The 12,143-nt window shown below is 36.6% G+C and carries 17 protein-coding genes and 1 pseudogene; 3 read left to right on the top strand and 15 right to left on the bottom strand.

The genetic code is table 11. From position 1 onward, the window contains the following. The first annotated feature begins 56 nt into the window (after nucleotides 1-56). Nucleotides 57-941, top strand: a complete 885-nt coding sequence (locus tag FG383_RS03650) for a LysR family transcriptional regulator (RefSeq protein WP_142605490.1) — start codon at nucleotides 57-59, stop codon at nucleotides 939-941. 178 nt (nucleotides 942-1,119) lie between these two features. Here the strand turns inward: FG383_RS03650 and FG383_RS03645 are convergent, their stop codons facing one another. Beyond that, entirely contained in the window at nucleotides 1,120-2,823 is a 1,704-nt protein-coding gene (locus tag FG383_RS03645; protein WP_142605489.1) for a methyl-accepting chemotaxis protein, read from the bottom strand. Nucleotides 2,824-2,906: 83 nt separating this feature from the next. Further along, nucleotides 2,907-3,110: a hypothetical protein gene (locus FG383_RS03640; protein ID WP_142605488.1), complete on the bottom strand. Its 204-nt coding sequence runs from the start codon at nucleotides 3,108-3,110 to the stop codon at nucleotides 2,907-2,909. A gap of 212 nt (nucleotides 3,111-3,322) precedes the next feature. Here FG383_RS03640 and FG383_RS21450 point away from each other — a divergent pair, with 212 nt between their 5' ends. Then, nucleotides 3,323-3,448 (top strand): hypothetical protein, encoded by a 126-nt coding sequence (locus tag FG383_RS21450; RefSeq protein ID WP_281285267.1) that lies wholly within the window; start codon nucleotides 3,323-3,325, stop codon nucleotides 3,446-3,448. A 312-nt stretch (nucleotides 3,449-3,760) separates the two neighbouring features. On the opposite strand, the gene FG383_RS21090 is transcribed toward FG383_RS21450, so the two are convergent. The 11 genes from FG383_RS21090 to FG383_RS03590 all read right to left on the bottom strand — a co-directional run bounded on the left by FG383_RS21090 (nucleotide 3,761) and on the right by FG383_RS03590 (nucleotide 9,872). After that, on the bottom strand, nucleotides 3,761-3,859 hold the full coding sequence (locus FG383_RS21090; RefSeq protein WP_221887501.1) for a putative holin-like toxin: 99 nt from the start codon (nucleotides 3,857-3,859) through the stop codon (nucleotides 3,761-3,763). 312 nt (nucleotides 3,860-4,171) lie between these two features. Next, the gene (arsC, locus tag FG383_RS03635; RefSeq protein ID WP_142605487.1) at nucleotides 4,172-4,588 is read right to left on the bottom strand and encodes an arsenate reductase (thioredoxin); all 417 of its coding nucleotides are present in this window, start codon (nucleotides 4,586-4,588) and stop codon (nucleotides 4,172-4,174) included. A 14-nt stretch (nucleotides 4,589-4,602) separates the two neighbouring features. Then, nucleotides 4,603-5,898: an arsenic transporter gene (locus tag FG383_RS03630; RefSeq protein ID WP_142605486.1), complete on the bottom strand. Its 1,296-nt coding sequence runs from the start codon at nucleotides 5,896-5,898 to the stop codon at nucleotides 4,603-4,605. Nucleotides 5,899-5,971: 73 nt separating this feature from the next. After that, the gene (locus FG383_RS03625; RefSeq protein ID WP_142605485.1) at nucleotides 5,972-6,337 is read right to left on the bottom strand and encodes a YybH family protein; all 366 of its coding nucleotides are present in this window, start codon (nucleotides 6,335-6,337) and stop codon (nucleotides 5,972-5,974) included. 30 nt (nucleotides 6,338-6,367) lie between these two features. Next, nucleotides 6,368-6,784: a GNAT family N-acetyltransferase gene (locus FG383_RS03620; RefSeq protein WP_246096837.1), complete on the bottom strand. Its 417-nt coding sequence runs from the start codon at nucleotides 6,782-6,784 to the stop codon at nucleotides 6,368-6,370. A gap of 17 nt (nucleotides 6,785-6,801) precedes the next feature. Next, on the bottom strand, nucleotides 6,802-7,299 hold the full coding sequence (locus tag FG383_RS03615) for a hypothetical protein (protein ID WP_142605484.1): 498 nt from the start codon (nucleotides 7,297-7,299) through the stop codon (nucleotides 6,802-6,804). 15 nt (nucleotides 7,300-7,314) lie between these two features. Continuing rightward, complete coding sequence (locus FG383_RS03610; protein ID WP_142605483.1) at nucleotides 7,315-7,797, bottom strand: hypothetical protein; 483 nt, start codon at nucleotides 7,795-7,797, stop codon at nucleotides 7,315-7,317. Continuing rightward, the gene (locus FG383_RS03605; protein ID WP_142605482.1) at nucleotides 7,794-8,018 is read right to left on the bottom strand and encodes a helix-turn-helix transcriptional regulator; all 225 of its coding nucleotides are present in this window, start codon (nucleotides 8,016-8,018) and stop codon (nucleotides 7,794-7,796) included. Before FG383_RS03605 ends, FG383_RS03610 begins: the two co-directional genes overlap by 4 nt. Before the next feature lie 169 nt (nucleotides 8,019-8,187). Then, the gene (locus tag FG383_RS21600) at nucleotides 8,188-8,316 is read right to left on the bottom strand and encodes a hypothetical protein (protein ID WP_425467619.1); all 129 of its coding nucleotides are present in this window, start codon (nucleotides 8,314-8,316) and stop codon (nucleotides 8,188-8,190) included. Between the two features lie 20 nt (nucleotides 8,317-8,336). Then, a complete protein-coding gene (locus FG383_RS03595) occupies nucleotides 8,337-9,062 on the bottom strand; it encodes a DUF1835 domain-containing protein (protein WP_142605481.1) in 726 nt (241 codons plus the stop codon). 258 nt (nucleotides 9,063-9,320) lie between these two features. Next, entirely contained in the window at nucleotides 9,321-9,872 is a 552-nt protein-coding gene (locus FG383_RS03590) for a GNAT family N-acetyltransferase (RefSeq protein ID WP_142605480.1), read from the bottom strand. Nucleotides 9,873-10,099: 227 nt separating this feature from the next. Here FG383_RS03590 and FG383_RS03585 point away from each other — a divergent pair. Next, nucleotides 10,100-10,939, top strand: a pseudogene (locus FG383_RS03585) (cupin domain-containing protein); the annotation flags it as partial. A gap of 119 nt (nucleotides 10,940-11,058) precedes the next feature. Here FG383_RS03585 and FG383_RS03580 read toward each other — a convergent pair. Together FG383_RS03580 and FG383_RS03575 are read right to left on the bottom strand one after the other, a co-directional pair. Next, the gene (locus FG383_RS03580) at nucleotides 11,059-11,385 is read right to left on the bottom strand and encodes an AzlD domain-containing protein (protein ID WP_142605479.1); all 327 of its coding nucleotides are present in this window, start codon (nucleotides 11,383-11,385) and stop codon (nucleotides 11,059-11,061) included. Further along, nucleotides 11,376-12,110, bottom strand: a complete 735-nt coding sequence (locus FG383_RS03575; RefSeq protein WP_142605478.1) for an AzlC family ABC transporter permease — start codon at nucleotides 12,108-12,110, stop codon at nucleotides 11,376-11,378. The genes FG383_RS03580 and FG383_RS03575 overlap by 10 nt, the downstream gene beginning before the upstream one ends. Between the last annotated feature and the right edge of the window lie 33 nt (nucleotides 12,111-12,143).

The raw sequence follows: 12,143 nt of genomic DNA, 5'->3' as shown, positions 1-12,143 counted from the left end.
AAAATTAAATATATATAATTAAGTTAATTAATATAAGTAATCAAGTAGGTGGAACTATGGAGTATCAATGGCTTAAAACATTTTGCGTCGCAGCAGAAACACTTAATTTTCGAAAAGCATCCGAAAAGCTAACAGTGTCTCAACCAAGCGTAACCGTACATATCCGGTTGCTGGAAGAGCATTTAGGTATTCCTCTTTTTGAGAGACGAAATAATCGAGTGTCATTATCAGGTGCGGGAAAATTCTTTTTACCAGAAGCGCAACAAATAGTTAATAGTATTGAAAATAGTGTGGGCAAAGTACAAGCATTTGCCCAAGGTTATAGACGAAACTGGAGTATTGCCATTTCCCCACTCATGGCGGAAACGATCTTACCAAATGTTTTACGTTCTTTTATGAAACTTCATCCCGATGTTGAGATAAGTATTCGTATAGAGGAATCGCATAATATTGAGAAACTAGTGGAACAAGGGGAAGTGAATATAGGCGTTTCAGCACTGGAAGCGCAGCGAAGAAATATACAGTCCGTTCCGATCTATGAGGATCCGATTTTATTTGTTATGCCTTTTGATGAGTATGATGAGGAAAGTGGCCCGCCAATAGATGTACAAGACGTTCTGCATAAAAGTTATCTATTTACTCATCACCACCCTGTTTTTTGGGACGATCTTTTATTGCAATTGAATAAACATATCGTTGGTCTTCGCACGATGAAAGTAACGCAAGCGTATATAGCTAAAAGGTTCATTCAGGATGGACTTGGTGTTTCCTTTCTTCCGCAATCAATTATCAGACGCGAATTAATAGAAGGCAAAATGATGCAAGCCCATTTTGACCTGTTTGAATTACCTTCCGTCTCCACGTACCTCATAGTTAAAAAGACAGGGGATTTGGAAAAAGAATTCATCGACCGAATTTCTGCATATTATTTTGGACGATAAAAAGGAAGGCACTATTAATCGCTTGTGCCTCCCTTCATAATCGATTGCTAATTTCACATTAATGTTGTACCTTCTTTTAGTGCACTTCCTTCATTTTTGAAATGCTTGAAAGTTCCTTAACGTTGTAAAGACGGGTTCCTGACACAGCCCTTGATAGGATAAACCTGCTCTTATTTATCTAAAACTTAAACTTATTAAGTTCTTCTTGCAGTTCTCCTGCTAGGAAATTCAATGAAGTCGCAGAAGTAGTTACTTCTTGCATTGTTGCAAGTTGCTCTTCAGAAGCTGCCACCACATTTTGAGAGTTTGCGGCAGCGTTTTGTGCAATTTCAGCTAAGGAATCGACCGAAGCATGTACTTGTTGAGTAGATCCAGCCATTTGTTCAGCAGAAATGGATACTTCTTCGATTTTTTCAGATACTAATTGAATGGATTCAAGAATTCTTCCAAATGCTTCTCCTACTTCAGTGATCACATACGTTCCCGTTTCCACTTCTTTCGTACCAGTAGCCATTGACTCGACAGCTATATTCGTATCCCTTTGAATTTGATTAACCAACTGAGCAATTTGATCAGCAGAATGCTTAGATTGCTCAGCCAGCTTTCGAACTTCATCGGCAACTACTGCAAACCCACGGCCATGTTCTCCGGCACGAGCAGCTTCGATAGCTGCGTTCAAAGCTAAGAGATTGGTTTGGTCTGCGATCCCTGTGATTACTTCAACGATTTGTCCGATTTCTTTCGAACGTTCTCCAAGATTCGTTACGAGCTTTGACGTTGTACCAACAGATGTTTGGATAGCTTGCATCTGAGATACGGCTTGCTGAATGCGAGTATTACCTTCGTTCGCTTGTATCGTTGTGTTTAGAGACTCCCCAGCTACGCCAGCAGAAGATACAGCAATTCTCTTTACACCAGTAGATACTACACTTATCGCATGTAGAGACTCACTTGCACTTTGAGAAGACGTTTCAGCCCCCGATGCAATATCTTGAATAGATGTAGTAACTTGTTCGGCTGAAGCAGAGGACTGTTCAGCTGAAGCAGTAAATTGTACAGAAGATGCTGCTACTTGACTGGAAGTCTCAGAAACCCTTGCCATCAATGCTTTCAAATTTGTAACCATAGTATTTGAAGAGTTTATTAAACGTCCAATTTCGTCCTTAGACCTTGTTTCTAACAATTCGCCACGAAGATCGCCCATTGCGATTGTTTCTAAACGCTTAACAACTAAAGTAATTGCCTGGGAAATGCTATTAGCATTATATAAAGCTACAGTGATAGCAATTACAATGGCTAATGCAGATGTAATTATTATTAAAAGTTTTGATTGCGCAGCGGATGCATTCATTTCTTCTGTTTGGGCTTTCGTGATACTATTTTGAATGTCTACCACATTAACCCAAGCTTCAATAGCCTCTTGACTATAAGGAAGACATTTTTCCTCCATCAACCTTATGGCTCCTTCTTTATCTCCACTATCGTAAAGGGGGATAATTTCATCGTTAACTAATGTTCTCCATCTAATTGTCTTTGCATCTGCATCTTTTAAAGCAGATTCAACCTTTTTTGAAATACGACCGCTAGAGATGGCATCATGTAGAACCTTTTCTTTCTCGATAGCCTTTTCTGTTTCTGCTAAAAATTGTTCTTTGAACTCTTCCTTATCAAAGAGAACATAATCTCGTACAATTTTCGATCGATTTGCTACACTAAATGTCATCGAATTAGAAGATTCTAAAAAAGCCATTTCGTTAGAGGTTATGTCTTCTACATCATTAGATGTCGTATTAATTGTAATATAACTATAGGTAGCCATTACTATTAAAATTAGTAAAACAACAGCAAAACTTATTAAAATTTTCCCTTTAATACTCTTCATGACAATCTCCCCCGTATGTAACTTAGTCCTTTCAAATACTCCCCTTTTTAACTTTGCGTGCTTTCAAATCTAAGCCGTCTGGATTATACCTCCCTTACCTGTTCTAAATTATCGAGTGAATGTAATGCTTCTATAATATTAATGAGCGTGACCAGCTTTCCTTGACTGGAAACTACCCCTTCAATATTTAAAATAAGAATGACTGCCTTCTTACTGTGAACAATTGATTGTTCCATGAAAAATATTTGTTGTGTATCTAATACAGGCAAAACTTGTCCATGTATCAACCTTTTTACTGAATCCACCATAATAATACTATATTACTAGACAACAAACTAATTGCCTATTATTATTTTTATTAATATTATTTAATACCTAAAAAATCGGTAATTTATATTGAAATAAAAGTTAAATTAAGGGGGTTTCTCTAAATACGGGGTATTTTAATTATTTTCTTTTACAAAGATAAACAAGAATTAAACAGACGAGGTGAGTACCATTGGATGCAACAAAGATTCAAGCAGCTTTAGAATTAACTGAAGAAATTTATTCCTCAATGGGAGTCTTGTTGCTAAGAAGAGGAATTGGATTTCATATTGCAAGTTCAATTGTGCATGCAATATGAAATCCAATCCCTACAAGATGGACAAGAAAAAGCAGACAAATGTTTGAAGCCTATTTGCAAAACAAAAAATAGTAATGCAAAACTAGTAATGAACAGCAGATATTTATGCATGGTCTCATCTCCCATTTACTGTTTACGTATCAATTGCTTTTATTTACTCTAACTCTTAAATGATGTTATAATCGTAGTAGAAACCGGATACAATAAAAAGAACGCTTGGTGCGACAACACCAAACGTTCCTGTCATAAAATAGTATCGATTCAAAGGCGATCAGCAGTTAAGATGAGTAAACCACCCTATTGCCGGCAAGCTCAGGGGTGGTTTACTTTTTTTTCTTTAGAAAAAGTAAGTATGGAAACGATCAAACCAGCGAACGCTAGTGCGAACATCAAAGTTTCGAAAGTTGTCATATAGCAACATCTCCTTTCCCATCCTTGAATAAATTCAAAATTAGTAAATTGGAAATGCCGACCACCCTTGACCAAGCTATTTTATTACTCTTCTATTATGCCACACGTACGTTCTGTTCTAGTTGTACAAGCTATGATTCATTTCAACTATTTATCCCCATGCTTTTTTGGTTTGTTCGTACTAAAAAATACGTTTCATACTGGAAACGCAGATACTTCCAACCATTACTAGTTTTCTTATAATATGCTCTACTATTTCTCCAACTTTCCTAGTAATGCATTAAATTCTCACCGAAAATGAATAAATCAATCTCACTTCGCATTGGCAAATTGTGCGATTTTTCCTCCAATTTCATCTCTGACACGTAGAAAGAAAGCCCATTTTTCTTCTTCCGTTCCTTCTGCTTTTGCTGGATCATCAAAGCCCCAGTGTTCTTTTTTTACATGTGGCGGAGTCATTGGGCATTTATCGGCAGCGTCTCCACATAATGTAACGACTAAATCTGCATTGTTTAAGATAGCAGGATCAATTATATCCGACGTTTGTACGGAAATATCTATTCCAGCTTCATTCATTGCCTTCACTGCGTTCGGATTTAATCCGTGTGCTTCGATACCAGCACTGTACACATTCCATTGGTCTCCTAAATATTTCTTTGCCCAACCTTCTGCCATTTGGCTTCTACACGAGTTTCCCGTACATAAAAAGTAGATTGTTTTATTAGTCATATTTTACTTCTCCTTTAGAAAATCATAAATGTGATATACAGTCCAACTAACGTAATAAACAAAATAGGAATCGTTAAAATAATCCCTGTTTTAAAATAAGTACCCCATGAAATTTTAATGTCTTTTTGGGATAAAACATGTAGCCACACTAATGTTGCAAGCGAACCAATCGGTGTAATTTTAGGACCTAAATCTGATCCGATCACATTCGCATAAATAAGTGCGTCGCGAATTTGTCCAGAAGTATTCGTTTCCGCGATAGCTAATGAATCAATCATTACGGTTGGTAAATTATTCATAACAGAGGATAAAAAAGCTGCAATAAAACCCATCCCCATCGTCGCTACGAACAAACCTTGGTCCGCAACAAATTGAACGACACTTGCTAAAGAACCCGTCAACCAAGCATTTCCCATTCCATATACAACTACGTACATACCTATAGAGAAAAATACGATACTCCATGGTGCTCCTTTTACAACAGCTTTCGTATTCACTGCATGACTTCTTCTCGCCATTAATAAAAACAAAATAGCAATTACCCCAGCAATAATTGATATGGACATTTGGATGAATTCACTGACAAAATAACCAACAAGTAATATCGCTAAAACACCCCAGGACAGGTGAAACATTCTTACATCTTTTAACGCTTCTGACGGCGTTCGCAATTTCGATAAATCATATGATTTCGGGATACTTTTTCTAAAATAAATGTACAGCACCGTAATGGTTGCAATTAGGGAGAACAAATTGGGAATAAACATTCGATAAGCATATTCTGCAAATCCTATGCCAAAGAAATCCACCGATACAATATTCACTAAGTTACTCACGACAAACGGCAAAGACGTTGTATCAGCGATAAACCCACTCGCCATAATAAACGGAAAAATCATCTGTTCTTTAAAATTTAAATGTCGAACCATCGCAAGTACAATAGGTGTTAATATAAGTGCAGCGCCATCATTGGCAAAAAACGCTGCCACAATTGCACCTAATATACTCACGTACACAAACATCTTCACGCCACTGCCTTTTGCTGCCTTCACCATATGAAGTGCTGCCCACTCAAACAATCCAATTTCATCTAAAATCAATGAAATAATGATTATCGCAACGAAAGTTAATGTTGCATTCCACGTAATTCCAATTACTTCTTGCACATCTTGAAATCCTACTACCCCTACCAATAAAGCAATTAAAGCACCACCACATGCTGACCATCCAATGGATAAGTTCTTAGGTTGCCATATAACTAATGTTAGTGTTAGAAGAAAAATTAAAGATGCTAAAATCGCATCCGTCATTCTCAAGCCTCCCATTGGTGCCAGGCACCTGTAATATATTTGTAACATTTGATGTTTTCTTATCTTGTAATTCTTATAAGTTGCTTAAATGTTCATGGATTAGCTTCCATTCGCCATTATCTTCTTTTGTGAAGATGTTCGTGGCTCTTCCACTGCCTTTCACAAATTCCCCTTTGTAATACCCTTCATATCGATACGCATAAATACATGTAGCGGATTTCTCGTCCTTCGTCATCCACTTAATATCTTCCGCTGAATAGACCTCTTCTTTTATAAGGTTCCATGCGTTTTCAAAATAACGTTGAATCTCACTATTAGTTGTACAATTTTTATCCGAAAACCAGTAAATTGCGTCTTCGTGAAGGATTTTACTCACATTGTTGAAATCATGTGTATTTGTCGCGCTTATATATTGTTCCAATGCTTTTTCGTAGCCCATTGTAAAGCCCCCTAGTTTATAAAATTTGTTTTATTTTTCGATTCTTCTGAATTCACAACAAAAACGTACCACTCCTGGATATTTTTCTCCTAGGTTTGTAATAGTAAATCCCATTTTTTTATAAAAATCCACCGCATCTTGATCTGTTTCTGCAGAAATCCTGGAGAGAGAATGATTGTCAATAATAAAATCTATCATCCCCTCCCCTATTCCACGCCCTCTTTCTGATGGAGATACGGCAATCTGTTTGATAATACAAGTATTGTCCGTTGTCCACTCAACTCCAATACAGCCAACGAATTGCTCTGCTTGCTTGTATCCAAATAATTTTCTATTTTCCTTCCCTTGATAAAGCTTATACTCCTCGTCAATTTTGCTTGCAGACGTAGCGTACGCTAATAGTTCTCTTATTGGTGTTGGAAGGATTTCCATATTTATTTCTTCCACGATTCATATCTCCTTCTTCACCTAGAATATAGCACTTTGTACGTGATTAAGTAGGTTAACAGACCAATTATGGGTAGAGCAGCAACGGCGAACACCGAATACGCTATTAGTTCATCGAAAAATGTTGTAGCCATTGGGAAAAGTGACAATAGGAGAAAAGAGAAAACAATAATAACGGAAAACGCCACTTTCGCCGACTTACCTGTAATTTCAGATTCTCGTTCATCGTCATCCAGGTTTACTTCTGGAATGACTATTTCTTTCATTAGTATTCTACCATTATTGCGTTTTTTAGAATTAAAGTATGTGAACCAAACGTTCAGCAAGACGAGGATGAAAAATGGTATGGAGTAATAATTAGAATAAATACCATTTTCCACATAAAAATCGTAGCTTATCTGTTTATTCATAAGCATTTTTGAAAGTTGAGATGATTTCATAGAAGGGAACACGTGCACAGCAAATGAAATAATTAGTAGAATGCGTAAAATAATAGTTATTAGTAAAGTCCTCATGGAATCCCCCTATTTTTATTTAGCATGAAAGTATTTAAACGTTACTAAGTAAATAATTAAACCAAAAACCGGTATCGAAGCAGTTGTAAATATCGGATACCAAGGATAGTCGAGAAAATAATTTGGTATAAACATATACGATCCTATTAGTAGGAAAGTATAAAATAGAATAAAAACAAATGCGAAACGAACTGCTTTTCCAGTAACCACAACTGCGCGTTCATCAGCGACATCATACTCTGTTAGAATATACTCTTTCATGTGGGCATGTTTATTTTTCTTAACTACAATAAAATCAATAATATTTATAACAACTAGAAGAATAGCTACTATAAGACAAAAAGTACCTCTCCAAGTTGATACATATACGGAAAATTCATCGATGTATCCTCTTCCCATCATTTCGAAGTACATATCAATTCTCACATAATCATAAACCATCAAGGCAAGAGAAACATAAAGCAAGCATCTCAAAAGAACTGTAATATACATCCTCATTTCGTTTCCTCCTCTTTATAAAAAATTTGTTCAATCGGTTCTCCAAACACTTCCGCAATGTTCATAGCAAGTAGCAACGAAGGCGTATAACTTCCTTTTTCTAATGAAACGATTGTCTGTCTTGTGACACCGGTCTTTTCGGCCAGATCCCCTTGCGTCAAATTAAATCTCGCCCTTAGTTCCTTCACTCGATTTTTTAGCAAACTGCTCCCTCCAAACATCTTCTTTCTATTGTATAGTTGATTTGTCTTTTTGTATAGTTAACTTTACTTTTTGAATAACAAACTTTACATCTTTAATAAAAATAAAAGGACTAAATTCAGTAGAATAACTGATTCGTCCTTACTTCGTTTTATTTTGTTAAGCGTAATAAATGCACTATTGTTCTTATCAACTATCTCGCTTTTTTACACTATAATGCCACTCGGATTTGGGTATTCCTTTTAACTCAAGGAAACCAGTATATATTAAATACCTAATCCTATATTCTAAAAAGAAAATACCAACAAATTCATCCAATTGTATAAATAATTCTTCGATTACCCTCCCGGTTTTGATAAAATCTTTAATTTCTTGCTGTTCGTGTAAATTTCAATTGCTTGTAAAATTTGCAAGTCAAAATGATATGCAGGCACGCTTTTTATTTCTCCATTACTCCAAATAAGCAGGACTTCACTCGTTTGCGCTAATGCTTCCCACTCTAGCTGCATTTGAATTCTTTCCTTATCACATAATGGATCGTTTGTTTGGTTTATTTCAAACAGTTTTTTTAAATTCTTTGACCCGATCTGACTAGTATCGAAAATCCGTTGCTGTTCATCTCTGGAAGTTATATATTTGTAATAGAGATCAGTGGAGTTAATAAGAAATATATCATTCGTTTTATCCCTTAGTAAATACAGTAAAAAGCGCATGCATGTTTGTTCACTCGCATTATTTCCATACCAAATATGGATAGGAACTTGGCTTGGGATATCTTCAAGCTCACGCAGTGTATTAGTGAATTTTAATGGAATTTCTATTTCTTGCTCCAAGTTAATATTCTCCGTTACCCATTCATAACGACGGCTTTGCCCTATTTTTTCATCCAGTTTCCACAGTGGCCCTATGGAAAGGAAGTCCGGGAAGCCAATTCCAATCCTTGGCCTTTCTATACTAGCTCTTAAGGAACCTGCTGACGATTCAAAGGAAGCGATATGCACCGCGCCCACTGGACGTATGTGACGATTTTTTTGAATCTGTCCATTAATGACCTCTGCCATCATATCCAAATCATCTTGAGGGGCAAAAAAAAACTTCTGCCCTGCATAGAATGACTTTCTCGATGGTCAAAACTATCAAATTCATCCTCCTGCTCCAATACGAACGTTTCCCATCTATCACTTCCAGACAGCAAATCTGAAACAGTTATATAATCTAGTGTTTCAATTTTATATACGAAAATTACATTTGGTTTCATTAAAAAGTATATAAATGGAAGATTGACTTTAGTTTTGATGAGTCCTACCTCCTATGTATTCAGTTTAATTAAAATTAACGTCGCCTTTTAAGATAGAATACATATACAAATCATCGAATTTCCCACGAGTATATTCGTAATGTCGTAGTAATCCTTCTCTTATAAATCCTTGTTTCTCCACTAGCCTTTGTGAAGGAATATTAGTAGGTTCGATTAAAGCTTCAATTCTTTCTAACTGCAAATGATGATAGCCATATTTAACAACCGCTTCCAACGCTTCACTAGCTACCCCTATCCCCCAGTAATCTTTGCTTAATTCGTACCCGATTTCAGTTCGATAATGTTTCGTAAGTTTATTAAGGAAACCACAACTGCCAATGACCTTTCCAGAATCTTTTAGAGTGATTCCCCATCTAATTCCGGTGCCTTCTTCGTATATCGATTTGTACCAACTAATTTCATCCCATACATCTTCAACTGTTTGAAAAGGTTCTAACCCCATAGGTTTCACCACATTTTCATCAGATAGATATGTAAGCATATCATTCGCATCGTCGGTTGTTACTTCTCTTAATATTAATCTCTTTGTTTCAATTACAGGAAATTCTGTTTTCATTGAACTTGTCTCCTCTCTATTCGATTTTATTAATCTATTCAATCATTTGCAAATATTTCCGTGAATTCATTCACATATTGCTCATTTCTTTATATAGAGTAAAATCATTTTCAGCAATTTCTCATGATATAAGTTTTATTTACGTCTTCAACTAAGTCGAGTATTTCTAGTTCGGTTAATTTTAAATCGAGTAATGATGTTAGAAATTTACTGATTACACAAGCATGAAACAAGCTGAATGGGCTTATATGATATTAGGTCGGGCACGAATTACAGCAATCGACGCAGAAGGACGGAATTTTATCGCGGACATAGGACCGGGAGATCTTTGGTACTTTCCTGCTGGACTTCCACATTCGATACAAGGGTTGGAGCACTGAGAATTTCTGCTAGTTTTCGATGATGGTACCTTTTCTAACCTTAACACTTTATCAATTTCAGATTGGTTTGCACACACACCAAAAGATGTGTTATCGGTCAACTTTGGAGTCCCAATTAGTGCCTTTGATCACATTCCTTCGGGGCAGGTTTACATCTAGCAAGACAAGGTCCCAGGTCCGCTCGGAAGTGAAGAAGTTGAGTCCCCTTACGGAACTATTCCCCAAAGCTTCAAGCACCAGCTACTAGCACAACAACCGATTAAAACTCCGGGAGGAAGCGTACGAATCGTAGACTCTACTAATTTTCCTATATCTCAAAACATAGCAGCTGCGCTTGTTGAGGTGGAACCGGGAGCCATGCGAGAACTACATTGGCATCCGAATAATGATGAGTGGCAGTATTACCTTTCAGGGCAGGGACGAATGACGGTATTCGCTGGGGACGTCGGCTATGTTCCATTTGCTAATGGGCATTATATTCAAAATACCGGTGACCAAACATTATGGTTTTTGGAAATGTTCAAGAGTGATCGATTTGTTGATGTGTCATTAAACCAATGGATGGCACTTACTCCTCCAAACCTAGTGAAAGGAAATTTGCATGTTGGTCCAGAATTGTTGGATGCATTACGTAAAGTGAAGTATCCAGTCGTCAAATATCCTGGGTTTACTTACTATCCTAAATAACGATCGAACAGATGTTTATTTTTCTCTAACAATCATGCGATAAATAGGAAAGGTCCTGCATACATACGCAGGACCTTTCCTATTTGGTAACTATAAAACTTTCTGCAAAAAATATCCTTTTACATAAATAAGCGTAAAATCATAAATGAAATAACTCCCGCAAGTACTGTCGCAAGTAAACTACGTGTTTTGATCGCGATAAGAAAAGTAGGTAGTGCTGCTAAAAGTTCCACGTTACTTCTAATAGAAGAAATCTTACCATCATGTAGTAAAATTTCTTGACCTACCAAAGCAGCCATAATAGCAACAGGGACAAAACTCAACCACCGCATTATCCCTTCCGGTAATTCAAAACGACTAAGTATCATAAGTGGAACAACTCTTGGTACAAAGGTTACAAATGCGGCTCCTATAATAATTAAAAAAACTTCCCATCTTACTTCCATTTCTCTACCACCATCCCAATCGTTGCCGCTATTATTGTACCAACAATAATACTTAGACTGCTCGACAACATTAATGTACTTCCTACGGCAATGACAATAGCGATTATCGTGACAATAACATCCAATTTGATCTTACTTCTTTCTAGTATGGAGATGATAAGAAGTCCAATAAATACCGCTGGCAAGGCAAATTCTAAACCAAATTTTTCAGGGTTTGAGATCCACTGTGCGAGAAGGGCCCCTGCTATATTGGCTACAACCCAATTTAAGTAAGCCGTAATATTTAGACCGTGCATCCATTTTTCGTTAATATTTTTCTTTTTCGCAGCTTCGTTCATCGCAACACCAAATGTCTCATCCGTCAGTAAAGCTCCGACTAACATGTTCTTAAATGGGGACAGCTGTCGGAAATAAGGAGATAGTGCTGCGCTAAGTAGTAAATGGCGAAGATTAATAAAGAAAATGGTCATAATAATAGCCATTGAAGTACTTTGTGTTACTAGCATTGCAGCAACAATGAACTGAGCGGATCCAGCATAAAGAATTAAACTTAAAAGTGCAATCTCAAAAACGCTAAGTCCCGCAGTTTTTTGAACAACACCGCAAGCAAATCCTATACTTAAATAAGCGAGCAATGTGGGAACACAAGCTTTTACTCCATTAATAAAACTATCTTCATTTTTTTGAGATACAAATGTATCCAATTGGACGTTCTCTATACGCATATAACTCTCCTTAAAATTATTTAGTAGTTAGTT

This window comes from Psychrobacillus soli (genome assembly GCF_006861775.1).
GTDB classification, from domain to species: Bacteria; Bacillota; Bacilli; order Bacillales_A; family Planococcaceae; genus Psychrobacillus; species Psychrobacillus soli.
Note: the sequence above shows the minus strand (reverse complement) of the source record. Positions and strands in the feature narration are given on the sequence as shown.

Excerpts from the sequence above, each read along its gene's own strand:
- FG383_RS03650 (WP_142605490.1), top strand. The coding sequence starts at position 57 with ATGGAGTATCAATGGCTTAAAACATTTTGCGTCGCAGCAGAAACACTT.
- FG383_RS03645 (WP_142605489.1), bottom strand. The coding sequence starts at position 2,823 with ATGAAGAGTATTAAAGGGAAAATTTTAATAAGTTTTGCTGTTGTTTTA.
- FG383_RS21090 (WP_221887501.1), bottom strand. The coding sequence starts at position 3,859 with ATGACAACTTTCGAAACTTTGATGTTCGCACTAGCGTTCGCTGGTTTG.
- arsC (WP_142605487.1), bottom strand. The coding sequence starts at position 4,588 with ATGACTAATAAAACAATCTACTTTTTATGTACGGGAAACTCGTGTAGA.
- FG383_RS03630 (WP_142605486.1), bottom strand. The coding sequence starts at position 5,898 with ATGACGGATGCGATTTTAGCATCTTTAATTTTTCTTCTAACACTAACA.
- FG383_RS03625 (WP_142605485.1), bottom strand. The coding sequence starts at position 6,337 with ATGGGCTACGAAAAAGCATTGGAACAATATATAAGCGCGACAAATACA.
- FG383_RS03615 (WP_142605484.1), bottom strand. The coding sequence starts at position 7,299 with ATGAGGACTTTACTAATAACTATTATTTTACGCATTCTACTAATTATT.
- FG383_RS03610 (WP_142605483.1), bottom strand. The coding sequence starts at position 7,797 with ATGAGGATGTATATTACAGTTCTTTTGAGATGCTTGCTTTATGTTTCT.
- FG383_RS03605 (WP_142605482.1), bottom strand. The coding sequence starts at position 8,018 with ATGTTTGGAGGGAGCAGTTTGCTAAAAAATCGAGTGAAGGAACTAAGG.
- FG383_RS03595 (WP_142605481.1), bottom strand. The coding sequence starts at position 9,062 with ATGATGGCAGAGGTCATTAATGGACAGATTCAAAAAAATCGTCACATA.
- FG383_RS03590 (WP_142605480.1), bottom strand. The coding sequence starts at position 9,872 with ATGAAAACAGAATTTCCTGTAATTGAAACAAAGAGATTAATATTAAGA.
- FG383_RS03580 (WP_142605479.1), bottom strand. The coding sequence starts at position 11,385 with ATGGAAGTAAGATGGGAAGTTTTTTTAATTATTATAGGAGCCGCATTT.
- FG383_RS03575 (WP_142605478.1), bottom strand. The coding sequence starts at position 12,110 with ATGCGTATAGAGAACGTCCAATTGGATACATTTGTATCTCAAAAAAAT.